We start from the raw sequence: 25,300 nt of genomic DNA, 5'->3' as shown, positions 1-25,300 counted from the left end.
TTTGATGTCTGTGATGGTCGCATCCACTATCTACTTCTGAAACAACACACGATCACGACCGTTTAGGTTTGTGGTTGGTGATAGTTTCATATTGTTTCGGTGGCTATAGCGGAGGGGAAACGCCCGGCCCCATTCCGAACCCGGAAGCTAAGCCCTCCAGCGCCGATGGTACTGCACTTTAGTCAGTGTGGGAGAGTAGGACACCGCCGAACTCAACTCTATTCGAGCCCCTCAACCCTTGTGGTTGAGGGGCTCGAATACTTTGTGCACCCGGGTAGATTGGACGACATGAGCAAGCCCCAAATCGATGAGCCGGCACTGCCAGACGATGTGTCGGCGTCGGACCTCGATCCAGAGATCCGACGTGACCTCCAGGCACTGGATCGGACGACTGCTGATCGCGTGGCTCGCCACCTCGTCATGGCCTCTGACCTGCTCGGTGTCGACCCCGATGCGGCGCTCGCTCACGCCCGCGCCGCTCGCGCGCGAGGCGCGCGGGTCGGCGTCGTGCGTGAGACGGCGGGAATCGCTGCGTACAACGCTGGAGAGTGGCAGGAGGCGATCACCGAGCTTCGTGCGGCACGCCGCATGACGGGGGCCGACGAACTGTTGCCGCTGATCGCCGACAGCGAGCGCGGTCTCGGTCGTCCTGAACGTGCCGTAGAGATCGCCGAGAGTGCTGACGGCCGTTCATTGACCGGTGATGAAGCCCTTGAAATGCTCATCGTGGCGTCCGGCGCGTGTCTCGACCTCGGGGAACCCGAACGGTCAGTCGCGCTCCTGGAGACAGGCGATCTGCGACCAGGGCGTGTAGGGAGCGACGCGGCGCGACTCTTCTACGCGTACGCATCGTCGCTCGAAGCCGCAGGCCGGCGTGCGGACGCATTGACCTGGTTCCAGAACGCGGCGGCCGCCGACGTCGAGGACCTCACCGACGCAGAGTTCCGGCTGATGGAGCTTACGGGGGATGATCAGCCGAGTCCCGGCGGAGCCGGCGCCGACAGCGCGGGCGAGGAGTCTTCGGTTCTCGGTGCTCAGTACGACACACTGCTGTTCGACTTGGACGGGACGCTGTTCGCCGGTTCATCGGCGCTTCCACATGCAGTAGCGGCAGTGAACGACGCCACCGCCGGCGTCCTGTTCGTCACGAACAACGCGAGCCGGTCTCCGTCTCAGGTCGCCGAACATCTCACGTCTCTCGGGTTCGAGGCACGCCCCGAGCAAGTCGTGACGAGTGCACAGGCAGGTGCGGCACTCGTGGCTGAGCGTGTGCCTGCCAATAGCGGCGTACTCGTCGTCGGTGCGCAGAGCCTCCGGGACGAGATCACTGCTCGAGGCCTGCTCGTCGTCGACTCCGCGGACGACGAGCCGGCGGCCGTTGTTCAAGGACACTCACCCGACACCGGGTGGGCCGAACTCTCCGAAGCCGCGCTCGCCGTCCGCAACGGTGCGTTGTGGGTCGCGTGCAATGTCGACACGACACTTCCCAACGAGCGAGGTCTGCTCGTCGGCAATGGTTCGATGGTCGCGGCGGTCAAGTCGGCCACCGGAGCGGAACCGCTCGTCGCGGGAAAACCCGCGGCGCCGATCATGCGTGATGCACTCTCCCGTGGAGAGGGACGCCGTCCGCTGGTCGTCGGTGATCGACTCGACACCGACATCGCAGGTGCGCACACAGTCGGTCTCGACAGCCTTCTCGTGCTGACCGGAGTGTCGTCTGCGGCGGACCTGCTCGCCGCAGCCCCTGACAGCCGACCCACGTATGTCGCGGCGAGCGGGCTCGCCGGGCTCGCCTCGGACGCCGACTCGCAGCGCATCGGACAGCATGATGATTGGCGTGTGACGGTGATCGACGAGCATGTCACTGTGGCCTCTCGCGGTGACGGCGATCCGAACTCTCTCCTGCCGACTTTGGCCCACGCGGTCTGGACGGCCGACGTCTGGAGCCGTGACCTGCGTATCGCGGCGGAGGACGACACGGCGGCGGAGGCACTCTCGGCGGTCGGCCTCGACGTCCTGCGTTAGCCTGGAGACGTTATGAACCCTGAGGCAGGCCCTACCCATACAGGTCCAACAGCGGGACATCCGTCACCCGGGGCGATGGCCGCACACGCAGCTCAGCGCAACGCAGAGCCGGGTGACCCGGCAGATCATCCGGTGTCAGGTGCGGTGGACGAACTCCTGGAGGAGGCCTCGATGATCTCTGCCGTTGTCGGAGACGAGTTCGACCTCGGCGCAGTGTCTCGGCAGGCACAGCTGCTCACTCAGGCGCACGACGCATTGTCGGCCGCCCTCGAGGACGCACGCTGATGGCGGCCCGTGCGCGCCTCGATGCCGAGCTCGTCCGCCGCGGTCTCGCCCGGTCACGTGAGCAGGCCCGCGAACTGATCGATGCAGGCAAGGTGAAAGTCAACGGAACCGTGGCCTCCAAGGCCGCGACCAACGTCGCACGAGACACACCGGTGCTCGTCACCGAACCGGACACCGACGACTGGGCGTCTCGTGGAGCGCACAAGCTGCTCGGTGCCCTTGAGGCGTTCGAACCGCGGGGAGTCTCCGTCGCTGGAAGGCGCTGCCTGGATGCGGGAGCCTCCACCGGCGGCTTCACCGACGTGCTCCTACGTCGGGGAGCCCGAGAGGTCGAAGCCGTCGACGTCGGCTACGGCCAGCTCGTGTGGAAGCTGCAGACCGACGAGCGCGTACACGTCCACGATCGCACCAACGTCCGAACGATCACAGCAGACTCGATCGGGGGAGAGGTCGACCTGATCGTCGGTGACCTCTCGTTCATCTCACTACGCCTCGTGCTGCCCGCGCTTGCGGCGTGTCTCGCCGTCGGAGGGGATGCACTCCCGATGGTGAAGCCGCAGTTCGAGGTCGGCAAGGAGCGGGTCGGCTCCGGAGGAGTCGTCCGGGACCCGGCGCTCCGCGCAGAAGTGGTCGCGGACGTCGCCCGGACAGCACGGACGCTCGGACTCACCACCCTCGGTGTGGTCGCCAGCCCGCTGCCGGGACCGTCCGGCAACGTCGAGTACTTCTTGTGGCTGCGGAAGACGGACACGGCGAAAACGTCGACGGGGCCTGCGGATACCGTTGAGGTGCCGCCGATCGACGACGACGTGTGGCAGATGATCGTCCAGGCCGTCGCCGACGGTCCGGAATGAACTCCGAAGGCGAGGCCAGCATGTCCGACCGCACCTTCATGGTGGTGGCGCACTCCGGTCGCGACGCAGTCACGACCACCCTGACCACGATCGCGCGGCGATGCGCCGATGCTGGCGTCGCGGTGCGTCTGGTCGACCACGACCTGCACAACTCGGGTCACCCGGACCAGACGGCCGCCGCCGATCCCATCGATCCCGAGGTGTTGCGCCGCACCGGGGCCGACGTCGAAGTGACCGATCCGGTATCCGCGTCTGCGGCCGGTTGTGAACTAGTGATAGTCCTCGGCGGTGACGGCACATTCCTCCGCGCCGCCGAGCTCGCCTACCCATCGTCGGTGCCGCTGATGGGCATCAATCTCGGACACATCGGGTTCCTCGCCGAGGCGGAGTCACACCGCGTCGACGAAGTGCTCGACATGCTGATCTCCGGACGTTACCGCGTTGAAGACCGGATGGTGCTCGACGTCACGGTGAGCGATCCGGGAGCGACGGCGCCGCGAAGCCGTACGTGGGCGCTGAACGAGGTGGTGATCCAGAACAAGGCGAAGAGCGGAGTCCTCGAACTCGTCACCGAAGTCGACGGCAGACCAGTCTCGGCGTTCGGTGCCGACGGTCTGCTCGTTGCGACGCCGACCGGTTCCACTGCGTACGCGTTCTCGGCGGGCGGTCCCGTCATGTGGCCGGACCTGGAGGCGATCCTCGTGGTTCCCAGCAACGCACATGCGCTGTTCGCACGGCCGATGGTCACCTCCCCGCGATCCCGTGTCGCGGTCGAGATCCACCGTGGCGGTCGTGACGGGGTTGCACTCTGCGACGGCAGACGCGCCATCGACGTCCCCGCGGGCTCGCGGATCGAAGTCGTGCGCGCTCCGCGATCCCTCCGCTGGGTCCGGATCGACTCGGAACCGTTCGCCGACCGACTCGTCACGAAGTTCTCGCTGCCCGTCACGGGTTGGCGGGGAAGGAGCTGATCCGCGGTGCTCGAAGAACTGTCGATCACAAGCCTCGGCGTGGTGGAGTCGGCGTCTGCCGAGTTCCATCCCGGGTTCACCGCGCTCACCGGTGAGACCGGAGCGGGCAAGACGATGATCGTGACCAGCCTCCGGCTGCTGTCCGGAGGGCGGGCCGACGCCGGGCGCGTTCGCACCGGCGACGACCGGGCCGTCGTCGAAGGACGCTTTCGTCTGCCAGGCGAGCACACCACGACGATCTCCGAACTCCTCGATGAGACCGGTGCCGACGTCGACGACGACAACACCGTGATCGCGTCCAGGACCGTGAACGCCGACGGGCGGTCACGTGCGCGGCTGGGCGGCCGCAGCGTACCGGTAGGCACCCTCGGTGCCCTGACCGGGGAACTCCTCGCGATTCACGGCCAGAACGATCAACTCCGGTTGATCCGCGGTGACCAACAGCGGGCCGCGCTCGACCGTTACGCGGGTGACGCCGTGGCGAAGACGTTGGCGAAGTACCGGCAGACCCGCGACAAGTGGGTCAAGGTTCTCGACGAACTCGATCGACTGCGAGCCGATTCACGGGAGATGGCCCAGGAAGCGGACCGTCTGCGGTTCGGTCTCGAAGAGATCGACGCCGTGAAACCTGTGCCGGGTGAGGACACGGAGCTCGTTGAGATCATTCGACGGCTCACCGACCTGGAGGACATCCGCGGTGCCGCATCGCAGGCGCAGGGGATCGTGGCGGGTGACTCCGGTTCGGTGGTCGACGCACTCGGTACCGTTCGGTCACTGCTGGAGTCGGCCGCCGATCAAGCGTTGCGTGACCTGCGTCCACGGATTGAAGAGGCACTGGCCGTAGTCGGCGACATCGGCGACGAACTGACCGGCTTCCTCGCCGGACTGCCGGACGACGCCGCCGATCTCGATGCGCTCCTGACCAGACAGGCCGAGCTCAAATCTCTCACTCGCAAGTACGCGGCCGACGTCGACGGTGTGCTCGAGTGGCAGGAGCAGGCGCGCCGCCGCCTCACTGAAATCGACGATCCGCAGGCGCGGATCGACGAACTGGAAGCGTCGTCGCGCACCATTCGTGACGAGGTCGCCGCTCTGGCGGCCAAGCTGCACGGCCAGCGATCGAAAGCGGCGAAGTCGTTGGCGGCCAAGGTGTCCGGTGAGTTGGCCGGACTGGCGATGGGCGGAAGTGAACTCGCCGTCGTCGTCTCGCTGCGCCCCGCAGACGATCCCCGCCTCGCCATCGACGTCAACGGGACACCGGCTCACGCGGGCGGTCACGGGGCTGATGTCGTCGAATTCGGATTGGTGGCGCACAAGGGGGCCGCACCCCTGCCGATCGCGAAGTCGGCCTCCGGCGGTGAACTCTCTCGCGTGATGCTTGCGCTGGAAGTGGTTCTGGCCGAGCCTGATTCGGGATCTGTGATGGTCTTCGACGAGGTCGATGCCGGGGTGGGCGGCGCTGCCGCGGTCCAGATCGGTGCTCGCCTCGCACGTCTCGCGCGGCGGCATCAGGTGATCGTGGTGACGCACTTGCCGCAGGTGGCGGCCTTTGCCGACAACCATCTGCTGATCGGCAAGGAAGGCGGCGGTTCCGCCGGACGGCAACGGTCGACCTTGACCACGCTCGATCGTGGTGCCCGTGTCTCCGAACTGGCCAGAATGCTTGCGGGTCTTGGTGATTCAGACACCGGCCGGGCCCACGCCGAAGAGCTTCTGCAGACCGCGGAGGCCGCCCGCGCGGAACACTGAGGCGTCTGCGCTGCCCTGACAGCACGGGACGCGTGTGACTCATGTGATTAAAGTTTCCTGAGTTACGGCGCGCCTCCTGGTTATCGTCGCCAGTCCGGCCCACCATGACAGGCATGAGGATGCCTGCCCTGCTCTCGCGGAACACCGAAGTACTTCCCGGTCTGATCGGCATTGTGCGGATCGACAAGAACACCAAAAGACTCCTGCAGCGGATCGGGGAGGACGAGATCGCGGTCCTCGACGAGGTCGATCTCGACCGCGTCACCGCCGACGCGCTGATCGAGGCGAAGGTCGCGGCCGTGGTGAACGTCAGCGAGTCGATCACCGGTCGGTATCCGAATCTTGGACCCGAGGTCCTGGCGGCATCGGGCATCGTGCTGCTCGACAACGTCGGTGACGAGGTCTTCTCGCGAATCAAAGACGGCCAGAAGGTACGCCTACACGACGCGCGGCTCTACGTCGGTGACCGGGTTGTGGCGCGCGGCGAAGAGCTGGACGAGCGCATCGTCGCCGACCGCATGCTGGATGCGAAGACCGGGCTCGTCGACCATCTCGAAGCATTCTCGGGCAACACGATCGAGTTCATCCGCAGCGAGTCGCCGTTGCTCATCGACGGGGTGGGCATCCCCGATGTGCACTGCAAGCTGGAAGGACGCCATGTGGTCGTCGTCGCCGAAGGCGTCGGCCGTGGCGCGGATCTGAAGTCGCTCAAACCGTTCATCAAGGAGTATCAGCCGATCATGATCGGTGTCGGCGCGGGCGCCGACACATTGATGAAGGCCGGGTACCGTCCGGCGATCGTCATCGGCGACCCCGACGAGATCAACGATGACACCCTCAAGTCGGGTGCAGAGCTGGTACTGCCGGCCGACCCGGACGGCCACGCGCCGGGGCTCGAACGGATCCAGGATCTCGGTGTGGGCGCCACGACGTTCCCCGCCGCGGGTTCCGCCGCGGATCTCGCGCTGCTGCTGGCCGATTTTCACGGTGCCGACCTGATCGTGACCGCCGGCCTCGGAGGTTCGCTCAACGACTTCTTCGATCGTGAACTGCGCGATCAGATCCCGTCGACATTCCTGACCCGTCTGAAGGTCGGTCCGAAGCTCGTCGACGCCAAAGCGGTCTCAACGCTCTACCGCAGTCGGGTGAGCGGGACGGCGATCGCCATGCTGATGCTGGCAGCTCTGATCGCGATCATCGCGACCGTGATCATCACTCAGGGCGGCAGCGACATGACCGGCTGGATCGTCGACCGCTGGAATGTGTTCGTCGACTGGATCTCCGGGGTGTGGAACACCAAATGAAAGCTGTGTGGAACACCAAATGATCACAATGCGTCAACATGCGATCTCACTGATCGCGGTCTTTCTCGCGCTTGCGCTCGGTCTTTTCCTTGGCTCAGGGTTCATCGGTGACCGTGTCAACGCGTTGACCGGTACCGACCGAGACAAGATCAGCTCCCTGCAGGACGAGCGGGATGATCTGTCTGCTCAGGTCAACTCTGCCGACAGCTTCACATCGGCCATCGCCGGACGACTCACCAAGGGTGTGTTGAAGGACAGGTCGGTGCTGGTGGTCACGGCACCGGACGCCGCAGACGCCGACGTGACTGCGCTCAAAGAACTGCTGAACGACGCGGGCGCGACGTTCGCAGGCCAGATCGGACTCACCACGTCGTTCATCCGAGACGAGAACGCATCGAAACTGCGGACCGTCATCGACCAGTCCATCCCGACCGGTGCTCAACTGCGCGTCGAGTTCACCGACTCCGGATCGCGAACCGGCGACCTGCTGGGCGTCACGCTGTTGCATCGGAGCGGTCAGCGTGCGGCATCGGACGCAGACCGTCGCACAGTTCTCGACACGCTGCGCGGAGGCGAGTTCATCGAGTTCGCCGACGGCAACGTGAAGCCCGCCGACCTCGTTCTGGTGGTGGCAGGCGGCGAGATGGGCAAGGACTCCGGCGCTCAGGGGCAACTCGTCGGTCGACTCGCGGCCACCATGGCGATGCGAGGGCAGGGCGGCGCACTCGTCGGGCGCACGGGTTCGGCCGAGGGCGGTTCGCCGATCGGGGTCATCCGATCCGACCCGGGCCTCGGCAATGCCGTCTCGACTGTCGACAACGTCGACCGTGAGACGGGGAGACTGACCACGATTCTGGCGCTCGGCGAAGAGATCTCGGGTCGTTCCGGCGCGTTCGGCACGGGCCCGGGTGCGACGGCCATCACGGTCGGAGCCGAACCTGCAAGATAGCGGCGGCGTGTCGCGCGCACCCGTGCGAAACCCTGTTAGGCTGAAGTCCCGTAGGTCATCAGGTATTCGGCAATCCTGATACACCCCGACGGGAGAATCATTTGCGATCACTGCGTTCCGAGCGTGTCAGCCCCAAGCACATCTTCGTGACGGGCGGTGTCGCATCCTCGCTCGGCAAGGGGCTCACCGCTTCGAGCCTGGGTCAGCTCCTCACTGCTCGCGGTATGCGCGTCACGATGCAGAAGGTCGATCCGTACCTCAACGTCGATCCGGGAACGATGAATCCGTTCCAGCACGGTGAAGTGTTCGTCACCGAGGACGGCGGCGAGACCGACCTCGACATCGGTCACTACGAGCGCTTCCTCGACCGGAACCTGTCGGGTACGGCCAACGTGACGACCGGTCAGGTGTACTCGACCGTCATCGCGAAGGAACGACGCGGCGAGTACCTCGGCGACACCGTGCAGGTGATCCCGCACATCACCGACGAGCTCAAGGCCCGCATGCTCGCCATGCACGAGCCTGATTCGTCCGGGGAGGCCCCCGACGTGGTGATCACCGAGATCGGCGGCACCGTCGGTGACATCGAGTCGCTGCCTTTCATCGAAGCGGCTCGCCAGATCCGCCACGACCTGGGCCGGAACAATGTGTTCTTCCTCCACGTCTCGCTGGTTCCGTACCTCGCGCCGTCGGGTGAGTTGAAGACCAAGCCGACGCAGCACTCCGTCGCCGCTCTCCGTAGCATCGGCATCCAGCCGGACGCCCTGATCCTGCGTTGCGACCGGCCCGTGCCGGACGGCTTGAAGAAGAAGATCGCGTTGATGTGCGATGTGGACGTCGACGGCTGCATCTCGACGCCCGACGCTCCGTCGATCTACGACATCCCGAAGGTGTTGCACTCCGAGCAGCTCGACGCGTACGTCGTCCGCCAGCTCGGTCTGCCGTTCCGCGATGTCGACTGGACCGTGTGGGGCGACCTTCTCGAACGGGTCCACAATCCGCGAGAGACCGTCACCGTTGCACTGGTCGGCAAGTACATCGACCTGCCCGACGCCTATCTGTCGGTGACCGAGGCCATCCGCGCAGGCGGGTTCGCCCACCGTGCGCGCACCGAGATCAAGTGGGTGCCGTCCGACGACTGCGAGACACCCGAAGGCGCCAACACCGCGCTTCGAGACGTCGACGCGATTCTGGTACCCGGTGGGTTCGGCATCCGCGGAATCGAAGGCAAGCTCGGTGCCATCAGTTACGCCCGCGAGAACAAGATCCCACTGCTCGGCCTGTGCCTCGGACTGCAGTGTGTGGTCATCGAGGCGGCGCGCTCGGCCGGACTGTCTGATGCGAGTTCCACGGAGTTCGACCCGGAGACCCCGTCGCCGGTCATCGCGACCATGGCCGATCAGGAAGCTGCAGTCGCCGGCGACGCCGACCTCGGCGGCACGATGCGTCTCGGGGCGTACCCGGCCACTCTGATCCCGGGTTCGCAGGTCGCGAAGTCGTACGGTTCCACCGATGTCAGCGAACGCCACCGCCATCGGTTCGAGGTCAACAACGACTACCGCGAAAAGATCGCCGAAGCGGGCCTCGTATTCTCCGGAACCTCACCCGACGGTCGTCTCGTCGAGTTCGTCGAGTACCCGAAGGACATGCACCCGTTCCTCGTCGCCACTCAGGCGCACCCGGAGCTCAAGAGCCGCCCGACCCGTCCGCATCCGCTGTTCAAGTCGTTGATCGATGCAGCGCTGCGCTACAAGCAGGCCACCCGTCTTCCAGTCGAGCTTGACGGATACGACGCCCCCGACCGTGAAGACGATCAGGCTCAGGTCGCGGAGTGAGCGACCCGGGATCGCACGACTTCCGGACAGCAGGGTCGGAGACCGTCTTCTCGGGTGCGATCCTGGCGCTCCGCCTCGACGAGGTGGAGATGCCCGGCGGTAGGACGGCACGCCGCGAAGTGGTTGAACACCACGGCGCGGTCGCGGTCGTCGCGCGTGACGAGCAGGGGCGGGTCGCATTGATCCGCCAGTACCGGCATCCGGTGGGACGACGCCTCTTGGAGATTCCGGCAGGTCTGCTCGACGGCGGGCCGTCGGAGGAACCGCTCGATGCCGCCAAACGTGAATTGGCTGAGGAAGCCGATCTGGCAGCCGGCCGGTGGCGTGTGCTTGTCGACCTCGACGTGTCGCCGGGATTCACGGATGAGGCGTTGCGCGTCTACCTCGCCGAGGATCTGACGACGCTTCCCGAGGCGGAGCGTGAGCACGAAGAGGCAGACTTGGCTCTGGAGTGGTACCCGCTGTCGGAGGCAGTCGGGCTGACATTGTCCGGAGAGATCGTCAATGCCACCGCGGTCGCGGGGCTCCTTGCTCTTGCCGCCGCCGACGCCACCGGCGCCGAACTTCGTGGCGTCGATGACGTGTGGCGTGATCGACCCAGGGCGTTCGAGACGCGTCGGAACTCCTGATGGCGGGCCGGTCCGGCGTCGATGACGTGGTGGCTGCCTATCTCGACCATCTCACGGTGGAGCGCGGTGCTGCCGTCAACACGATCTCGTCGTACCGCCGTGACCTGCGCCGCTATCAAGAGTTTCTGGCCGGCCGGGGAGTGACGGATCTCGCCGATGTCCGCGAGGAGACGGTTCGGGAGTTTCTCGTTGCACTCCGACGTGGTGATCCCGCAGGGGAGGTGGCCCCGCTTGCGGACAGTTCGGTGGCTCGGACGCTGATCGCTGCCCGTGGTTTCCACAAGTTCGCGGCGGCGGAAGGTCTCGTGCCCGAGGATGTGGCACATGCCGTGCGGCCGCCGAAGGCTCCCCGGAGACTCCCGAAGTCGTTGCCGGTGGACGACGTTCTCGCGATCCTCGATGCTGCGGGAGCGTCGGAAGGCCCTCGCGCCCTTCGTGATCGGGCACTGCTCGAACTGCTGTACAGCTGTGGGGCACGCATTTCCGAGGTCACGTCACTCGACGTCGACGACATCGACGTGGAGCATCGCGCCGTCGTCCTGCGGGGTAAGGGCGGCAAGGAGCGGATCGTTCCGGTCGGCCGTCCTGCGCTCGCCGCGGTGGATGCGTATCTGGTGCGTGGCCGTCCAGCGTTGGTCAAGAAGGGGACACCCGCGCTGTTCCTCAACATTCGGGGTGGTCGGCTGTCGAGGCAGAGCGCATGGCAGGTCCTCGTTGACGCGGCCGACCGGGCCGGCATCACCAAGGACGTCTCGCCGCACACTCTGCGCCATAGTTTCGCGACCCATCTCCTGGACGGCGGAGCCGACGTCCGCGTGGTGCAGGAACTCCTCGGGCACTCGTCGGTCACGACCACGCAGGTCTACACGCTCGTCACCGTCACCACGATGCGCGAGGTGTACGCCACGGCCCATCCTCGAGCACGCTGACGCCTACTGATCTCTGTCGCGGCGTGCCCTCCACACAAGCGCTGCAGCGGCAATGACCAGGGCAACGCCGCCTGCCGCGCCGAGCCACACGAATGTGGCGTCGGATGATCGACCGGGATCGGCCGCGGAGGTCTCACAGCTCGGCGCCGCGGTGACTCCAGTCTTCGCGCGGAGTTCTGCGAAGAACTCCGGTCCGACCTCATCGGTCGGGACAGTCGGGCTGCAGTCGTCGTCGTACAGGTGCGCCCATCGCGACACATCGAGGTCCACGAACTCTCCGCCCCGAAACTCCTTAAGGGCGATGAAGTAGTCGGATCCGGTAGTGAACTCGCGCCAAGTAGAGATATCTGGGGTAGTCGCCACGCGCATAACCTCGCCGACACTGACGCCGCGGTACGCCTCGGTGACCTTGATATCGACCAGCGTGAGACGCAACGAACCGGTGACATCACGTTCGATGGTCTTCTGGTCCACCACTCGCCCCTTGGCGACCGCAGCATAGGTGCGCGCTCCATCGTTGCCGAGCGTGGAATCGATCCGAGCTTGATCGTCCTTGTAGCCCATACAGTCTGCCAACGCCGCACCCGCCCCGATCATCGACACAACACCGAGTGCAAACACGATGAGAGCGATCAACAACGCGGCCGGGCGACAATGACGCATATGACCGACTGTACGGAAACGCCGCTCAGAACGGTGGTGGCCCAGCGGAGTCGAATTCCACTTCGCGTGCCGCTTCCGTGCAGGCGCGGGTGAACCGACGCCTCGACCGCAACTGCATGCGGTAGGCGTGTTTGGCCTGTGTGCGGGTTCTGCTGCGCGTCGGTGCCTCGCTGGTGTCGACGCCGGGTTCTACGGGCGCGCCGTGTCGGCAGGGCAGAAGACCCAGGCCTGGTAGGAGCCAGTAGTTGCGCGCTCGGGCGCGGATGGTGTGGCCGGACGGGGTGGTGGTCTCGGTCCAGATGACACCGTTCGCGTCGATGATCTGGTCGTCGAGCCAGCCGGCGACATGGGTTTTCACCACGTGGTGGAACCGGCACTTCGGGCCGAGGTTGCATGGGCACGTCGGGCCGCCTGCTGCTGGGCGGTTGTGGTTGAACTCGGTGACGTGGTCGAGGTCGCAGTCCCACGCGGTCCGGTTGCAGCCGGGTACGGTGCATCGTCCGTGCACCGCGCGTGAGGCGGTGTCGGCGGCCGCGCCTGGACGGTAATCAGTCGGTCTCGCGGTGGCGGCGGTCAGATCGAGCGGCCGGACGACAGTGCCGGGCTTGGCTGCGATCTCGCGTGCGTGGTGAGCGTCGATGACGCCGTATCCGTCCATCCAGCCGGCCTTGGTGGACTCCCCGCTGAGGGTCGTCGCGTCGGCGATGACGTGGACGATCACCTTGGTGAACCGTTCACCGATCTCGGCGACGGTTGCCGCGACAGGGCAGTCGGGGTTGCCTCAGTTGCATACGAACGCGTCGCCGGTCATCCGGGCGACCGCTAGATCGGAGCGTCGTGCGCCGACCGACCGGGTGTCGTCGTCACAGGTCAGCGCTGCAGCGTCGGCATCGATGGCCTTCTTCGCGAGCAGGACCTGCTCCGGGTCGGCGGCGACGGTCAGGACCGACTCGTCGCCGTCGTGGGCGACGGTGACGCCCTTGCCGCGGGCGGTGCGGCTTTCGCGGACGGCGTCGGGGTCGTGTTCGGCGACGATCCGGCGGGCGGTGTCTCTGCCGGTGCTCCACGAGACGGCACCACTGTCGCGGAGTTCCTGGGCGAGGTCGGCGTCGACGGCGGCGATGGTGTCGGTGTCGTCGACCGCCGCGCACTGCTGGACGATCGTCTGGAAGGTGGCGAAGGAGATCAGGCCGTCGCGCAACAGTCCCGCCACGCGCGGGAGGCGATCAAGTGCGTCGAGTGCCAACTCGACCAGGGCCGACCCGGTGCTCTTACCGACCGACATGATCGCGGACACCTCGGCACCGAGCACGGTGGTGACGTTCAGCAGCAGCGTGTCGTCGCCGTCGGCTGCGGCGGTCTCACGACGAGCAGCGACCCCACCGATCATCTGCAGGCGACGCCACGCCAAGTTCGCCTCATCGGCGATCAGCGTCCGGACCGCGGAGAGATCGTCGAAGTCGTTGCCCGAGGTGACGACGCCGAGCGAACCGGTGATGGTGCTGGTCATTGTCGGACTCCTTTCGGCCTGCGGCGGGGAGGTGGAAGAAGAATTCGAACTGATGTTCTAATACTAACGCTGATCTCGAATGTCTGCAATAGGTAATTAGTGGGATGCGTGAGAAGCGTTCTCGACTAGGCCAAAGGGTCTGAGACTAGGCTCTTGTCGTCGCTCACCATGAACGATGCGCGGCTCGCCGACGGCGTCGCACCCCTTCGGGCGGCGACCCTCTAGGATTGCCAGTGGACCGTCGAACACTGAGAAGGAGCATCGGACAGGTGGACTACAAAGCCGGTGCCAAGGCGACGCAGGGCGAGCTCGACGTCCCCGCCGACAAGCTCGGACCGACCGGCCGTCCCTATCGCGACATCCCGGATCCGGCTCCGCGGGACAAGCACGGCCCAGCCGTCATCATCGCGATGTGCAATCAGAAGGGTGGCGTCGGCAAGACCACGTCGACCATCAACCTCGGAGCATCGCTGGCCGAGGCCGGCCGACGTGTGCTGCTCGTCGACCTGGATCCCCAAGGTGCGCTGTCCGCTGGACTCGGAGTGCCGCACCATGAGCTCGAGCAGACCGTCCACAATCTCCTCGTCCCGCCGTATGCGGCCACCGATGACGTGTTGATGCGTACTCGTGTCGACGGACTCGACCTTCTTCCGTCCAATATCGACCTGTCGGCCGCCGAGATTCAGCTCGTGACCGAGGTCGGTCGTGAGCAGGCGCTGGCGCGAGCACTGCATCCGGTCGCCGATCGGTACGACTACATCCTCATCGACTGCCAGCCGTCACTCGGTCTGCTGACGGTCAACGCGCTTGCGTGCGCCGACAACGTCTTGATCCCGATGGAGTGCGAGTACTTCAGCCTCCGTGGACTCGCTTTGCTCACCGACACGATCGACAAGGTGCACGACCGGCTCAACCCGCGATTGGAACTCGGCGGAATCGTCGTCACGATGTACGACCAGCGCACGCTCCACTCGCGGGACGTGATGCACCGTGTGGTCGAGGTGTTCGGCGACGCCGTCTTCGACACCGTCATCAATCGGACCGTGCGGTTCCCGGAGACGTCGGTAGCCGGCGAACCGATCACGTCGTGGGCGCCCAAATCGTCGGGCGCGGCCGCGTACCGCAGTCTTGCGCGAGAGGTGATCGCGCACAACGAAACGCGCACGTGACGCAGACTCCCGTCCTCGACGAGGCGGCCCAGGACGATCCTGATCAGGACGTTACTGAGGCCGATCCCGCGAACGACGGGAAGTTCACGGTCAAGCTGACCAATTTCACGGGCCCGTTCGACCTGTTGTTGAACTTGATCAGTCAGCACCGCCTCGACGTGACCGAAGTGGCCCTGCACGTGGTCACCGACGATTTCATCGCCTACACCAAGGCGCTCGGTCCCGACTCCGATCTTGAGCAGACCACCGAGTTCCTGGTGATCGCGGCAACGCTGCTCGATCTGAAGGCGGCGCGACTGCTGCCGTCGGGTGAGGTGGACGACCCGGAGGACCTTGCGCTCCTCGAGGCGCGCGACCTGCTGTTCGCGCGACTTCTGCAGTATCGAGCGTTCAAACAGGTCGCAGTCCTGTTCGCCGAGCTGGAAGCTGCTGCACTGCAACGCTACCCACGTGCAGTATCGCTTGATGACCGCTACGTGGACTTGCTGCCCGAGGTGACGATCGGTGTCGACGTCGCGCAGTTCGCGCAGATCGCCGCAACGGCGATCGCACCGAAGCCGATTCCGACGGTCGGACTCGATCACCTGCACGGGTCGCCGGTGTCGGTGCCGGAACAGGCCAAACGACTGTCGGAACTCCTGGCGGACGCGAAAGGGGAGTGGCTCAGCTTCTCCCAACTCGTCGCGGAGTGCACCAGCGGACTCGAAGTGGTCGCGCGATTCCTCGGTCTGCTCGAGTTGTATCGCGAACGAGCCGTTCTCTTCTCCCAGCCGGAGGCGCTGGGTGAACTCAAAGTGGTCTGGAGCAGCGATCGCGACACCGACGAGATCGACATCGACACCACGGAAGACTATGGGTGAGGGAACACCGATGACCGAGAACCCCGCAGATGTCGGCGTCGACGACCTCGACCGGCTCGACGACGACGAACTCCGGTCGGCGCTCGAAGCCGTCCTCCTGGTCGTCGACACGCCGGTCACAGCTGAGGAACTCGCTAACGCCGTCAAGGACGAGGTCAGACGAGTTCGCGACATGCTCACCCGGATGAGCCGCGACCTCTCCGAGGCCGGCAGCGGCATCGATCTGCGGTACGCGGGCGACGGCTGGCGCTTCTACACACGGTCCGAGTATGCGCCCTATGTCGAACGTCTCCTTCTCGACGGGACACGCAGCAAACTCACACGTGCGGCACTCGAGACGCTCGCCGTCGTGGCCTACCGACAGCCCGTCACGCGTGCGCGAGTCAGCGCGATCCGCGGCGTCAACGTGGACGGTGTGATGCGCACACTTGTCGCTCGGGGCCTGGTCAACGAGGTGGGGAACGATCCCCAGACCACGGGAACCCTGTACGCGACGAGTGAGCTGTTCCTCGAGCGGCTCGGTCTCGCGTCGCTCAGCGAGTTGCCAGATCTCGCTCCGCTGCTGCCGGACGTCGACGTCATCGACGACCTCGGCGACGAACTCCTCGACGATCCGCGATTCGCCAAACTGAGCGCTCGTCCGTCAGAATCAGAGGTTGACGCGTCGAAGGAAGCACTCCGGCAGGCCGACGAGGAATAACTCGCGCCGCGTTCGCGTCATACACAACTGCACACCAGCAATCGAAGGATTCACTCATGGCATCCGCTAGCCGAGACGGCAGACCGGGACGAGGAGAAGGTACGGGACGATCCCGTGCCGGCGACTCTCGCGGCCAGAAGCCGACGGGTAAGAAGACCGGCGGCAAGTCCGCATCAGGCCAGAGCAAGGGCGGCGCAGCGGCCCAGGGCCGCGGCGGTCAGGGCACCCGCAAGCAGCACCGCAAGGGTTCACGCCCGAACGCCGAGGTCGGCAAGATCCGGTACAACAACTCACGCCCGGCACGTACGCAGAAGCCCGTCGTCGACGGTGACGGCGCCACGTACATCGCCGACGGCATGCGCCTCCAGAAGGTCCTCGCCGCAGCGGGTGTCGCATCGCGACGCGGCGCGGAAGAGATGATCGCCGCAGGTCGAGTCGAGGTCGACGGCGAGATCGTGCTGGAGCAGGGTCTCCGCATCGACCCGAACACCGCCATCATCAAGGTCGACGGCGCGCGTGTGGTCATCGACGAGACGAAGCAGTACCTCGCGCTCAACAAGCCAAAGGGCTGGCAGTCGACGATGAGCGACGACCAGGGCCGGCCGTGCATCGGCGACCTCGTCGCCGAACGCGTCATGTCCGGGCAGCGGTTGTTCCATGTCGGGCGCCTCGACGCCGAGACCGAGGGGCTCATCCTGCTCACCAACGACGGGGAACTCGCGCATCGGCTCATGCATCCGTCGTTCGAGGTTCCCAAGACGTACATGGCGACGGTGCGCGGCGAGGTGGGCCGTGGTCTCGGTCGCCGCCTGCGCGAAGGCGTTGAACTCGAAGACGGCCCGGTCAAGGTCGACTCCTACACGCAGATGGAGCTCTACCAGGGCGAGTCCCTGGTGCGTCTCACCCTCCACGAAGGGCGCAAGCACGTCGTCCGACGCATGATGGACGCCGTCGGCCACCCGGTGATCCGCCTGGTCCGCACCGACATCGGCGCGGTGAATCTCGGCACGCAGCGCCCGGGCAGTCTGCGCGCGCTCGACAGCAAGGAGATCGGCGCGCTGTACAAGGCGGTGGGCCTGTGATGTCGGTCGTCGCCATCGACGGACCCGCCGGAACCGGCAAGTCGACCGTCGCGCGGCGTCTCGCCGACCGGGTCGGCGCCCATTATCTCGACACCGGCGCCATGTACCGCGCGGCGACCCTTGCCGTCCAGCGTGCAAACGTCGCCCCTGATGCGGACGACGTCGCGCGTGTGGTTGCGGCCGCGGACATCAGGCTCGCCCCGGGCGAGGACGGCACGACCGTCGTCACGCTCGACGGTGACGACGTCTCGGCCGAGATCCGTACCGACACCGTGACCGCAGACGTGTCCGCGGTGTCGGCCAACGCCGACGTGCGGGAACGCCTCGTCGACTTGCAGCGTGATCACGCGGATTCAGCGCTGCTCGTCGTCGAAGGACGCGACATCGGGACCGTCGTGTTTCCGACCGCGGCGTTGAAGGTGTTCCTCACCGCCACCCCCGAGGCGCGTGCCGAACGCAGGCACCGCCAGAACATCGCGGCGGGCCGCGAGAGCGTCCTCGACGAGGTGCTCGACAGCGTCAACCGACGCGACCATCTGGACTCGACACGCGCGGCGTCACCGCTGCGCGCCGCGGACGACGCGGTTCTCGTCGACACCAGTGACATGACTTTGGAGCAGGTCCTCGACCGGCTCACCGAGCTCGTTTCCGAGCGGATCGGAGAAAACCGATGACTGACGACTACACGGACGCGCTCGAGGCGCCCGACACCGCGGGCGACGGCACGTGGGAGAGCGAATCCGACTGGGAACTCGGGGAGTTCCTGAGCGAGAACGTCTTCAACGAGGCTCCGGCGCTGCCGGTGGTCGCCGTGGTCGGCCGCCCCAACGTCGGCAAGTCGACTCTGGTCAACCGCATCCTCGGTCGCCGCGAGGCCGTCGTCGAGGACGTCCCCGGCGTCACCCGCGACCGGGTGTCGTACCGCGCCGAGTGGACCGGGACGCCGTTCATGGTCACCGACACCGGTGGGTGGGAGCCGGACGCGAAGGGCATGGGCCAGTCGATCGCGGCGCAGGCCGAATTGGCGATGCGCACCGCTGATCTGATCGTTGTGGTCGTGGACGCGACCGTCGGCGCAACGGCTAGCGACGAGGCAGTCGCCCGCGTCCTCCGCCGTGCCAAGGCCCCGGTGATCCTGGCCGCGAACAAGGTCGACAGCGAACGCGCCGAGGCCGACGCCGCGGTCCTGTGGTCGCTTGGACTCGGCGAACCGCACACGATCTCCGCAGCGCACGGACGCGGCACCGCGGAACTGCTCGACCTGATCCTGGAGAAGCTCCCGGAGAAGCCGCGTGAGCGGTTCGCGCCGGGCGGACCGCGTCGCGTCGCATTGGTCGGCAAGCCGAACGTCGGCAAGAGCTCCCTCCTCAATCGCCTCGCAGGCGAGGAGCGGTCGGTGGTCGACAACGTCGCAGGCACCACGGTCGACCCCGTCGACGAGATGATCGAACTCGACGGGAAGCCGTGGCACTTCGTCGACACCGCGGGATTGCGCCGCAAGGTGCACACGGCGACCGGCCACGAGTACTACGCATCGCTGCGCACTCGCGCAGCACTGGAGTCGGCCGAGGTCGCGCTGCTTCTGATCGACGCGGGCCAGCCGATCACCGAGCAGGATCTCCGCATCCTGTCGTTGATCGTCGAGACGGGCCGCGCGCTCGTCGTCGTCTTCAACAAGTGGGACCTGGTGGACGAGGACCGTCGGTACGAACTCGACAAGGAGATCGACCGGGAACTCGCCCGTGTCCCGTGGGCGCGGCGAGTCAACATCTCGGCGCACACCGGCCGAAGTGTCCAGAAGCTGGTTCCGGCGCTCGAAGGCGCCTTGGAGTCGTGGGACCGGCGTGTGTCGACCGGTCGCCTCAACAACTGGCTCAAGGACGTCATCGCGGCCACGCCGCCGCCCGTTCGTGGCGGCCGCCAGCCTCGTGTCATGTTCGCGACGCAGGCTGCGACCCGTCCTCCGACGTTCGTCTTGTTCACGAGCGGATTCCTCGAGGCCGGCTACCGACGCTTCATCGAGCGTCGTCTCCGAGAGGAGTTCGGGTTCGACGGTTCGCCGGTACGTGTGAACGTTCGAGTCCGCGACAAGCGAGAACAGCGCCGCAAGTAACCGAATGCGTCGGACGATGGCATGATTTTCATGCCGATCCCGGCGATCCGGTGAATGTGAGACTGGGTGTCCGCCCTAGCATGGGCGCATGACACCGAAGGCGCGGGACATCGCGCTCTGGCTTCCGTACGTCGTCGTGGCGTCCGTGCACGTCGGGTCGCTCGCTGCTCAGAGCACGATCGCTGGGCCGACGAAGCTGTTGTTGATGCCTTTGTTGGCGATACCGGTGATCGCAGCGGCCAAGGGGGCCGAGCGTCGAGCGATCGTGCTCATCGGTGCGGCTCTGCTGTTCTCTTGGCTCGGTGACAGTGCGGGGGCGGTGGTGTCCGACGGCGACGAATTGCCGTTCATGCTGCTGTTCTTCGCCGCTGCGCACGTCGCGTACATAGTGCTGTTCGTTCGGGTGCTGGCGATCGGCCCGATGCCGCGATGGGCACTCGTGTATGTGGTCTGGTGGGTGGTCATGGTCGCGGTGGTCGGCCTGCGCGCAGGCGCGCTCTTCCTCGGAGTCGGAGCCTACGGGCTGGTGCTCCAGGCCACGGCGGCAACCGCGTCCCGATGCAACCGGACGATCGCCGTCGGCGCCGCGCTGTTCCTGACCAGCGATTCGTTGTTGGCGCTGCTTCTGTTCCTTCCCGACACCTCGCCGGGATGGTTCGACCCGCTGGCGATGGCGACCTATGTGATCAGCCAGGGCTTGATCAGTTGCGGCGCCCTCCAGGCCCTCCGACCAGGCGATTCGTCGACTGGCAGTCGAGTGGGCTAAGGTGAATCTCGCTTCCCAAGGGAAGTGGACGGGCTGTGGCGCAGCTTGGTAGCGCACCTGACTGGGGGTCAGGGGGTCGCAGGTTCAAGTCCTGTCAGCCCGACCGAACAAGAAGGCTCCTTCCGAGAGATCGGAAGGAGCCTTCTTGCATCCCTGTGCTCGGACTCGGATCTCCGGTGGTCGAAGGGATCCGTCGCGGCTACCGTGAGCGGAATGGATGAGAGGTCTGACACCGACGCCGCGATCGTTCAACTGCTGCCCGCGGAGCGAGCGAAAGCGTTCATCGATGCGGTGATAGCGATCGCGATGACGCTGCTGATCCTGCCGCTCATGGAATCGGCGTCGGAGACCGGGGAACACACCGCGGTAGGGGACTGGTTCGGAGAACACAATGGACAGGTCATCACGTTCCTGATCAGCTTTGCGGTCATCGGTTCGTTCTGGCTCGGGCATCACCGGGTGTTCTCGCACGTCGAGCACGTCTCACTGCCACTCCTGTGGCTGAGCATCGGCTGGCTGCTCACTATCGTGTGGCTTCCTGTCGCTACAGCTTTGACGGGGCGTTCCGCGAGCGGCTCGTCGGACACGGTTGTCGTGTACATCGGCAGCATGCTCGCGACGGCCGTGATGTGGCTGGCCGTCCGCGTGTATCTGGGGCGGCACCCGGACCTGCATGACCTCCGCGGCGACGAGGTGCGCAGAGGAGTCGCCGACAGCGTCGCCACAGCGATCCTGTTCTTCGCGGCAGGTGCTCTCGCCGTCGCCGCGCCGTCAGTGGGGTACTACTCGCTGTTCGTACTGTTCCTGTCGGGCGTCGCCCGGCGGGGCGTCATGCCGCTACTGCGTCGATGGACGCCGGACGAGGGGACCAGCGGATCAACTCAAGCCTCGGTGTCGGCAGACACGTAGACCCACGCTCGACGACCTGACGCCAAGTCGGCCTCGATGCGACGGTAGTCGTCCACCTCGTAGTCGTCGGTCGCAATCAGATCGTCGTCGGTCAACGTCAGACATGACCCGTCGACGGCGTCCTCGGGGCCACCCCTGACCAGGATCGGATGACGGTCGGATCCGCTGGCCGCCACCACCGCCGGATCGGTGATCTGCACCCAATCGACGCGGAATCCGAGGAGACGATCGTCGACGGTCGGGACCGGCCCGCCGTACAGGGACGCCTGGACGGCGGGCAGGCGAAGGGTTCCGTAGGAGAACAGGAGATGGGCCACGCCCAGCACGATATCGTCGCGCGTCAGCTCCGCTCGTACGGAGTCTTCTCTCCCGCGGTCACTGCGAACGGAAGGTGATTCCCGGCGGGTGGGAGCGGGCACGTCGCGAAGTCGATGAACGCGCACGGAAGGTTCGTCGCACGGTTGAAGTCCAGAACCACATCGCCGCCGTTGCGAACCACGTCGTCGGAGGCACCGACCGCGAGACTGCGATTGGCGGCGTATGTCGACACTCCCGATGTCGAATCGGTGAAGAGGACCGACAACCCTCCGGAATGCCCGTTGAACGCGATGAGGCGATGCTCCGCGCCGTCGTGTTCGAAGACGATCTCGCCGGGGGAGACGTAGACGTGTTCCAACCCTTCGGCGACGGCGCCCACGGCGATGTCCCGAGGCTCGCTGTACGGTTCGAATCGTCCCGCGGTCTGCCACGCGGGATCCGGTTTGAACGTCGGGACACCGCGGAAAGCTGCGAGCGTGGACGCCTCCGGGTCGTGAATGCGGATCAGGTAGCCCGCGCCTCGCCGGGCGACCTCGACGTGCACTCCGGCCAGTTCAACGACCTCACCCGCGCCCGTCGGGTGCAGGGTGAACGACTGATCATCGAACGTCTCGCGATCGGCCGCCGTCACATGCGCAGTGTCGCCGTCCGTCCACCAGGCACCGGGCAGTTCGTCGAATCGCTGAGGCTCGGAGTCGAGCCATTCGAGCCGATTGATCGACAACCAGCCGAGCGGATCCTTGAGGGTGCGCTCGCGCGAATCGTGCCACTCCTCCCAATCGGTGGCGAAGCGGTCTGGCGTCGATACGGTCTGTGTCATTGCGGAACTCCTGACGAATGAGAACATGCGGTCCACAGGCACAACGCGGTCACGGGCGTGGTCGAGTGCATTCCCGTCGGTCCGCGCAGAATGCTTGACTGTGACCGGCGGTGCACAATAGATCCATGAACCTGCATGACACGACAGCCTCAGCCGGAGCCTGGATCCTCGAGAACGGGCATCGCACGCTCCTCGCCGTCACCGGCGGACGCTTCCCGAAGAAGATGCTGGGAATGCAGACGCTCGAACTGCACACCGTCGGACGGAAGTCGGGACAACGCCGATCGACGATGCTCACCGCGCCCGTCTACGAGGCGGATCGCATAGTGGTCGTCGCGTCGAAGGGCGGGCACTCCGACCACCCGGACTGGTTCAAGAACCTGGTGGCACAGCCGGACGTCGAAGTGACCGTCGACGATGTGACGACCGAGTGGACTGCACACCACGCTGACAGTGCCGAAAAAGCTGCGCTGTGGCCGACGATCGTCAAAGCCAATCCGGGCTACGACGGCTACCAGCAGCGGACGGACCGCGACATTCCAGTGGTCATCCTGCGCCCGCGTGCCTGACGCCGTCGATCAAGACACGGCTGATCAATCCGACGTGTGCTTGAGGTACCCGTACAGCGCCGCTCGGTACCCGCGGGTGTAGCTCGGTTCGTCGTCGACCGCAGGTTCGGTGTCCAGGACGCTTGACGCGTGATGCCTGGCCCACGACGGCGGGAACGCGCCGAGACGCATGTTGGCGTCGTCGAACCCCGCCTGGAACAGGCACGGGTCGAGGTGGCCGTCGAGTTCTGGGTCGATGATCGGGAACGACGTCGGCAGACGAGTCACGATTCCGTACGGGGTGACGATGTCCAGTTCGGGGTACTCCGGCGGAGTGGATGACATCACCGGACCGACCTCCGCTCGGCGAGCGCACGGTACAGCGTCGCGCGGCTCACGCCGAGCGCCTCTGCGACGGCAGGGACAGGGACTCCGTCGGCGCGCATGCGCTCGGCGGTCGCGATCTGATTGTCGTCGAGTGCGCGTGGTCGGCCGACCGAGGGCTCCGCGCCGCGCGAGCGCCGTCGACGGCCGACGGGCCTCGACTCCTCTTCCAGTGACGCGAGAGATGCGAGGACCCCGACGATCATCGACCCTGCGGGATCCGACGTGTCGACACCCTCCCGGATCGACCGCAGGCCGATCTCACGGTCGGACAGATCTCGAGCGCTCGCCAGCATTTCGGGCACAGTCCGGCCGAGCCGATCGATCCCGACGACCACGGCGGTGTCACCCGATCGGGCGTAGTCCAGAAGGGCCGTCCAACCGGGACGTTCGTAGCCGCCATCGGAGGTGCGGCGGTCGTCACTGTAGATGCGTGCGGGCACGACGCCCGCGTCGGAGAGCGTGTCGATCTGCGCTTCGATCGGAGCGGCTCGAACACTGCCCCTCGCGTAACCGAGCAGCATGCCGCCGCTCGTGGCCGAGTCATTCATGTCGCGAATCGTATCTCAAAATGTCGCAGAAGCTGGTGGGTGACACGCTCACTATTTGAGATTCAAGACGGGACCCGCCGACCGCGGACTCCTATATAGCTGGTCATGAGGCAAGCCGGAGACTCTCTAAATGATTGCATATTGTCTCATTATTATTTGGAGACGGTGGTGGAGTCGGAAGTGGACGGTCAGTCGATGAGGACACCGCTTTTTGCGACCTCGGGGTCCGTGCACGATGCGAGGTCGAAGCAGCACGGTCGGCGCTTGCCATCACGAAGTTTGGAGATCCCGACGTCGACGCGTCGCGCTCGAGTGTTGGAGTTCTTCGTCGCCTGCACCCACCGAATCCACTCCCACCGGGCCATCGGCGTGATCGCCGACCACAGTTCGCGGGTGTCTGGCGCCTGGTCGAGGGCGTCCTGGAAATCAGAGGGGATCGCGGGCTCCGGCCACGACTTCGTCGGGCTCAGGCTCGCGTAGACCGCGTCGCCCGCGGGCAGGCCCGTGTGGTCCAGATTGAGCCAGTGGCCTCGCTTGCCGTCGGGCTCGACAACTGTCGTGAACTCTCGGCCTGCGAGTGTCCCGACAACTGCGACCTGGCCTCGGGAGGGCAGTGCGGCACTCGCGTCCGCGGGCAGGCGGAGGAGTTTTCGGTCGCCGACCTGTTCCACAGAGGCGTGGAAATCAATTGTTGAAGAGCTGTTCTCGGCCATGGTTTCAGCGTAGGGCGACGCCTGGACCGGCGCTTCTTCATTCCTGACTGGTGCGGGAGCGCTGAATCGCCATCGGAAGAAACTCCAACAGGGTGCGGCGTGCCTGGTCGGTGTTGTTGTCGACGAGCGCGCCGAGGTGGGCGCCTTCGTAGAGAGCGATCGTGAACCGCGCGGTGGCGAGGTCGTCGTCGGTCGGCTCTGCGGAGTCGTCGCCGGAGGCGAATCGGGCGATCGTCGTCGCGAGGCGGCGGCGGACCCGATCGTCGTGCTCGATGAGCAGGCGTGCAGCGTCGCGATTGCGGGCGGCGTAGATGGTGAACTCCGTTGAGATGAGAAACCATCGGCGCTCCGCATCCGCGTCGGCCACCGCGGCGTGCACGGCTGCCGAGATCGCGCCTGCGAGGTCGGGCGACCCCTCGAAGGCTGAGGCCACCGCGTCGAGCTGGGCGGCCGCGTGCTGTTCGAACAAGGCGAGGAACAGGGATTCTTTGCCGTCGAAGTTCGAGTAGAACGCTCCGCGTGACAAGTCGGCTCGTGTGCAGATCTCCGCCATCGTCGCCGCATGGAATCCACGCTCGGCGAACACCTCGGCGCCCGCCTCGAGGAAACGGGCTACGGTGCGGGCGCGTGTCTGTTCCCCTTTTGCCATGACTGTCCCTCTCGT

The 25,300-nt window shown here is 65.9% G+C and carries 28 protein-coding genes, 1 tRNA gene and 1 rRNA gene; 21 read left to right on the top strand and 9 right to left on the bottom strand.

Annotation, left to right across the window (positions count from 1 at the left end; all coding sequences use genetic code 11):
• The first annotated feature begins 95 nt into the window (after positions 1 to 95).
• From rrf to xerD, 11 genes are all read left to right on the top strand, one after another.
• Positions 96 to 212 (top strand): 5S ribosomal RNA (gene rrf, locus JVX90_RS09515).
• Positions 213 to 288: 76 nt separating this feature from the next.
• Positions 289 to 2,025 (top strand): HAD-IIA family hydrolase, encoded by a 1,737-nt coding sequence (locus JVX90_RS09510; protein ID WP_205332093.1) that lies wholly within the window; start codon positions 289 to 291, stop codon positions 2,023 to 2,025.
• A 75-nt stretch (positions 2,026 to 2,100) separates the two neighbouring features.
• The gene (locus tag JVX90_RS09505; protein WP_240194123.1) at positions 2,101 to 2,310 is read left to right on the top strand and encodes a hypothetical protein; all 210 of its coding nucleotides are present in this window, start codon (positions 2,101 to 2,103) and stop codon (positions 2,308 to 2,310) included.
• The gene (locus JVX90_RS09500; protein ID WP_205332091.1) at positions 2,310 to 3,164 is read left to right on the top strand and encodes a TlyA family RNA methyltransferase; all 855 of its coding nucleotides are present in this window, start codon (positions 2,310 to 2,312) and stop codon (positions 3,162 to 3,164) included. Before JVX90_RS09505 ends, JVX90_RS09500 begins: the two co-directional genes overlap by 1 nt.
• Positions 3,165 to 3,184: 20 nt before the next feature.
• Positions 3,185 to 4,135 carry an NAD kinase gene (locus tag JVX90_RS09495; protein WP_205332090.1) on the top strand — a complete coding sequence of 317 codons (951 nt, stop codon included), beginning with the start codon at positions 3,185 to 3,187 and terminating at the stop codon, positions 4,133 to 4,135.
• Positions 4,136 to 4,141: 6 nt separating this feature from the next.
• A complete protein-coding gene (recN, locus tag JVX90_RS09490; protein ID WP_205332089.1) occupies positions 4,142 to 5,884 on the top strand; it encodes a DNA repair protein RecN in 1,743 nt (580 codons plus the stop codon).
• A gap of 119 nt (positions 5,885 to 6,003) precedes the next feature.
• Positions 6,004 to 7,188 (top strand): putative cytokinetic ring protein SteA, encoded by a 1,185-nt coding sequence (gene steA, locus JVX90_RS09485; RefSeq protein ID WP_240194165.1) that lies wholly within the window; start codon positions 6,004 to 6,006, stop codon positions 7,186 to 7,188.
• Between the two features lie 19 nt (positions 7,189 to 7,207).
• Positions 7,208 to 8,137 (top strand): copper transporter, encoded by a 930-nt coding sequence (locus JVX90_RS09480; RefSeq protein WP_205332087.1) that lies wholly within the window; start codon positions 7,208 to 7,210, stop codon positions 8,135 to 8,137.
• 101 nt (positions 8,138 to 8,238) lie between these two features.
• Positions 8,239 to 9,972: a CTP synthase gene (locus JVX90_RS09475; protein WP_205332086.1), complete on the top strand. Its 1,734-nt coding sequence runs from the start codon at positions 8,239 to 8,241 to the stop codon at positions 9,970 to 9,972.
• A complete protein-coding gene (locus tag JVX90_RS09470; RefSeq protein WP_205332085.1) occupies positions 9,969 to 10,601 on the top strand; it encodes an NUDIX hydrolase in 633 nt (210 codons plus the stop codon). The genes JVX90_RS09475 and JVX90_RS09470 overlap by 4 nt, the downstream gene beginning before the upstream one ends.
• Positions 10,601 to 11,530, top strand: a complete 930-nt coding sequence (gene xerD / locus JVX90_RS09465; RefSeq protein ID WP_205332084.1) for a site-specific tyrosine recombinase XerD — start codon at positions 10,601 to 10,603, stop codon at positions 11,528 to 11,530. The genes JVX90_RS09470 and xerD overlap by 1 nt, the downstream gene beginning before the upstream one ends.
• Positions 11,531 to 11,533: 3 nt before the next feature.
• On the opposite strand, the gene JVX90_RS09460 is transcribed toward xerD, so the two are convergent.
• From JVX90_RS09460 to JVX90_RS09450, 3 genes are read right to left on the bottom strand one after another with little or no spacing between them, the layout of a single operon-like run.
• The gene (locus JVX90_RS09460; protein ID WP_205332083.1) at positions 11,534 to 12,193 is read right to left on the bottom strand and encodes a hypothetical protein; all 660 of its coding nucleotides are present in this window, start codon (positions 12,191 to 12,193) and stop codon (positions 11,534 to 11,536) included.
• Between the two features lie 25 nt (positions 12,194 to 12,218).
• Positions 12,219 to 12,914: a hypothetical protein gene (locus tag JVX90_RS09455; protein WP_205332082.1), complete on the bottom strand. Its 696-nt coding sequence runs from the start codon at positions 12,912 to 12,914 to the stop codon at positions 12,219 to 12,221.
• Positions 12,915 to 12,974: 60 nt separating this feature from the next.
• The gene (locus tag JVX90_RS09450) at positions 12,975 to 13,703 is read right to left on the bottom strand and encodes a DUF222 domain-containing protein (RefSeq protein WP_205332081.1); all 729 of its coding nucleotides are present in this window, start codon (positions 13,701 to 13,703) and stop codon (positions 12,975 to 12,977) included.
• A gap of 269 nt (positions 13,704 to 13,972) precedes the next feature.
• Between JVX90_RS09450 and JVX90_RS09445 the strand changes: the two genes are divergently transcribed.
• The 9 genes from JVX90_RS09445 (at position 13,973) to JVX90_RS09405 (ending at position 21,302) form a co-directional block, all read left to right on the top strand.
• The gene (locus JVX90_RS09445; RefSeq protein WP_240194122.1) at positions 13,973 to 14,872 is read left to right on the top strand and encodes a ParA family protein; all 900 of its coding nucleotides are present in this window, start codon (positions 13,973 to 13,975) and stop codon (positions 14,870 to 14,872) included.
• Complete coding sequence (locus JVX90_RS09440) at positions 14,869 to 15,732, top strand: segregation/condensation protein A (protein WP_205332079.1); 864 nt, start codon at positions 14,869 to 14,871, stop codon at positions 15,730 to 15,732. Before JVX90_RS09445 ends, JVX90_RS09440 begins: the two co-directional genes overlap by 4 nt.
• A gap of 10 nt (positions 15,733 to 15,742) precedes the next feature.
• Positions 15,743 to 16,432: an SMC-Scp complex subunit ScpB gene (gene scpB / locus JVX90_RS09435; protein WP_240194121.1), complete on the top strand. Its 690-nt coding sequence runs from the start codon at positions 15,743 to 15,745 to the stop codon at positions 16,430 to 16,432.
• 56 nt (positions 16,433 to 16,488) lie between these two features.
• Complete coding sequence (locus tag JVX90_RS09430) at positions 16,489 to 17,514, top strand: pseudouridine synthase (protein WP_205332077.1); 1,026 nt, start codon at positions 16,489 to 16,491, stop codon at positions 17,512 to 17,514.
• Positions 17,514 to 18,188, top strand: coding sequence for a (d)CMP kinase (gene cmk, locus JVX90_RS09425; protein WP_205332076.1), 675 nt, complete (start codon positions 17,514 to 17,516; stop codon positions 18,186 to 18,188). The genes JVX90_RS09430 and cmk overlap by 1 nt, the downstream gene beginning before the upstream one ends.
• Entirely contained in the window at positions 18,185 to 19,627 is a 1,443-nt protein-coding gene (der, locus tag JVX90_RS09420; protein WP_205332075.1) for a ribosome biogenesis GTPase Der, read from the top strand. The genes cmk and der overlap by 4 nt, the downstream gene beginning before the upstream one ends.
• An 88-nt stretch (positions 19,628 to 19,715) precedes the next feature.
• Positions 19,716 to 20,393 (top strand): lysoplasmalogenase family protein, encoded by a 678-nt coding sequence (locus tag JVX90_RS09415; protein WP_205332074.1) that lies wholly within the window; start codon positions 19,716 to 19,718, stop codon positions 20,391 to 20,393.
• A gap of 29 nt (positions 20,394 to 20,422) precedes the next feature.
• Positions 20,423 to 20,496: transfer RNA gene (locus JVX90_RS09410), tRNA-Pro, on the top strand.
• A 110-nt stretch (positions 20,497 to 20,606) separates the two neighbouring features.
• Positions 20,607 to 21,302, top strand: coding sequence for a TMEM175 family protein (locus tag JVX90_RS09405; RefSeq protein ID WP_205332073.1), 696 nt, complete (start codon positions 20,607 to 20,609; stop codon positions 21,300 to 21,302).
• Here JVX90_RS09405 and JVX90_RS09400 read toward each other — a convergent pair.
• Positions 21,275 to 21,619: a gamma-glutamylcyclotransferase family protein gene (locus tag JVX90_RS09400; protein ID WP_336819943.1), complete on the bottom strand. Its 345-nt coding sequence runs from the start codon at positions 21,617 to 21,619 to the stop codon at positions 21,275 to 21,277. The two genes, JVX90_RS09405 and JVX90_RS09400, sit on opposite strands and share 28 nt — an antisense overlap.
• A 23-nt stretch (positions 21,620 to 21,642) precedes the next feature.
• Positions 21,643 to 22,440, bottom strand: coding sequence for a DUF1684 domain-containing protein (locus JVX90_RS09395; protein ID WP_205332071.1), 798 nt, complete (start codon positions 22,438 to 22,440; stop codon positions 21,643 to 21,645).
• Positions 22,441 to 22,565: 125 nt separating this feature from the next.
• On the opposite strand from JVX90_RS09395, the gene JVX90_RS09390 reads away from it, so the two are divergent.
• Complete coding sequence (locus JVX90_RS09390; protein WP_205332070.1) at positions 22,566 to 23,009, top strand: nitroreductase/quinone reductase family protein; 444 nt, start codon at positions 22,566 to 22,568, stop codon at positions 23,007 to 23,009.
• A 24-nt stretch (positions 23,010 to 23,033) separates the two neighbouring features.
• Here the strand turns inward: JVX90_RS09390 and JVX90_RS09385 are convergent, their stop codons facing one another.
• From JVX90_RS09385 to JVX90_RS09370, 4 genes are all read right to left on the bottom strand, one after another.
• Positions 23,034 to 23,333 carry a hypothetical protein gene (locus JVX90_RS09385; RefSeq protein WP_205332069.1) on the bottom strand — a complete coding sequence of 100 codons (300 nt, stop codon included), beginning with the start codon at positions 23,331 to 23,333 and terminating at the stop codon, positions 23,034 to 23,036.
• Complete coding sequence (locus tag JVX90_RS09380) at positions 23,333 to 23,896, bottom strand: recombinase family protein (protein ID WP_205332361.1); 564 nt, start codon at positions 23,894 to 23,896, stop codon at positions 23,333 to 23,335. The genes JVX90_RS09385 and JVX90_RS09380 overlap by 1 nt, the downstream gene beginning before the upstream one ends.
• A gap of 215 nt (positions 23,897 to 24,111) precedes the next feature.
• On the bottom strand, positions 24,112 to 24,636 hold the full coding sequence (locus JVX90_RS09375; protein WP_205332068.1) for a YdeI/OmpD-associated family protein: 525 nt from the start codon (positions 24,634 to 24,636) through the stop codon (positions 24,112 to 24,114).
• A gap of 37 nt (positions 24,637 to 24,673) precedes the next feature.
• Positions 24,674 to 25,285, bottom strand: a complete 612-nt coding sequence (locus tag JVX90_RS09370) for a TetR/AcrR family transcriptional regulator (protein WP_205332067.1) — start codon at positions 25,283 to 25,285, stop codon at positions 24,674 to 24,676.
• Between the last annotated feature and the right edge of the window lie 15 nt (positions 25,286 to 25,300).

It is taken from the genome of Gordonia sp. PDNC005 (genome assembly GCF_016919385.1).
GTDB lineage: Bacteria > Actinomycetota > Actinomycetes > Mycobacteriales > Mycobacteriaceae > Gordonia.
The sequence above is the reverse complement of the archived record's forward strand: the minus strand, read 5'-3'. Positions and strand labels throughout refer to the sequence as shown.

Excerpts from the sequence above, each read along its gene's own strand:
- JVX90_RS09510 (WP_205332093.1), top strand. The coding sequence starts at position 289 with ATGAGCAAGCCCCAAATCGATGAGCCGGCACTGCCAGACGATGTGTCG.
- JVX90_RS09505 (WP_240194123.1), top strand. The coding sequence starts at position 2,101 with ATGGCCGCACACGCAGCTCAGCGCAACGCAGAGCCGGGTGACCCGGCA.
- JVX90_RS09500 (WP_205332091.1), top strand. The coding sequence starts at position 2,310 with ATGGCGGCCCGTGCGCGCCTCGATGCCGAGCTCGTCCGCCGCGGTCTC.
- JVX90_RS09495 (WP_205332090.1), top strand. The coding sequence starts at position 3,185 with ATGTCCGACCGCACCTTCATGGTGGTGGCGCACTCCGGTCGCGACGCA.
- steA (WP_240194165.1), top strand. The coding sequence starts at position 6,004 with ATGCCTGCCCTGCTCTCGCGGAACACCGAAGTACTTCCCGGTCTGATC.
- JVX90_RS09480 (WP_205332087.1), top strand. The coding sequence starts at position 7,208 with ATGATCACAATGCGTCAACATGCGATCTCACTGATCGCGGTCTTTCTC.
- xerD (WP_205332084.1), top strand. The coding sequence starts at position 10,601 with ATGGCGGGCCGGTCCGGCGTCGATGACGTGGTGGCTGCCTATCTCGAC.
- JVX90_RS09460 (WP_205332083.1), bottom strand. The coding sequence starts at position 12,193 with ATGCGTCATTGTCGCCCGGCCGCGTTGTTGATCGCTCTCATCGTGTTT.
- JVX90_RS09450 (WP_205332081.1), bottom strand. The coding sequence starts at position 13,703 with ATGACCAGCACCATCACCGGTTCGCTCGGCGTCGTCACCTCGGGCAAC.
- scpB (WP_240194121.1), top strand. The coding sequence starts at position 15,743 with ATGACCGAGAACCCCGCAGATGTCGGCGTCGACGACCTCGACCGGCTC.
- JVX90_RS09430 (WP_205332077.1), top strand. The coding sequence starts at position 16,489 with ATGGCATCCGCTAGCCGAGACGGCAGACCGGGACGAGGAGAAGGTACG.
- cmk (WP_205332076.1), top strand. The coding sequence starts at position 17,514 with ATGTCGGTCGTCGCCATCGACGGACCCGCCGGAACCGGCAAGTCGACC.
- der (WP_205332075.1), top strand. The coding sequence starts at position 18,185 with ATGACTGACGACTACACGGACGCGCTCGAGGCGCCCGACACCGCGGGC.
- JVX90_RS09415 (WP_205332074.1), top strand. The coding sequence starts at position 19,716 with ATGACACCGAAGGCGCGGGACATCGCGCTCTGGCTTCCGTACGTCGTC.
- JVX90_RS09405 (WP_205332073.1), top strand. The coding sequence starts at position 20,607 with ATGGATGAGAGGTCTGACACCGACGCCGCGATCGTTCAACTGCTGCCC.
- JVX90_RS09395 (WP_205332071.1), bottom strand. The coding sequence starts at position 22,440 with ATGACACAGACCGTATCGACGCCAGACCGCTTCGCCACCGATTGGGAG.
- JVX90_RS09390 (WP_205332070.1), top strand. The coding sequence starts at position 22,566 with ATGAACCTGCATGACACGACAGCCTCAGCCGGAGCCTGGATCCTCGAG.
- JVX90_RS09385 (WP_205332069.1), bottom strand. The coding sequence starts at position 23,333 with ATGTCATCCACTCCGCCGGAGTACCCCGAACTGGACATCGTCACCCCG.
- JVX90_RS09380 (WP_205332361.1), bottom strand. The coding sequence starts at position 23,896 with ATGCTGCTCGGTTACGCGAGGGGCAGTGTTCGAGCCGCTCCGATCGAA.
- JVX90_RS09375 (WP_205332068.1), bottom strand. The coding sequence starts at position 24,636 with ATGGCCGAGAACAGCTCTTCAACAATTGATTTCCACGCCTCTGTGGAA.
- JVX90_RS09370 (WP_205332067.1), bottom strand. The coding sequence starts at position 25,285 with ATGGCAAAAGGGGAACAGACACGCGCCCGCACCGTAGCCCGTTTCCTC.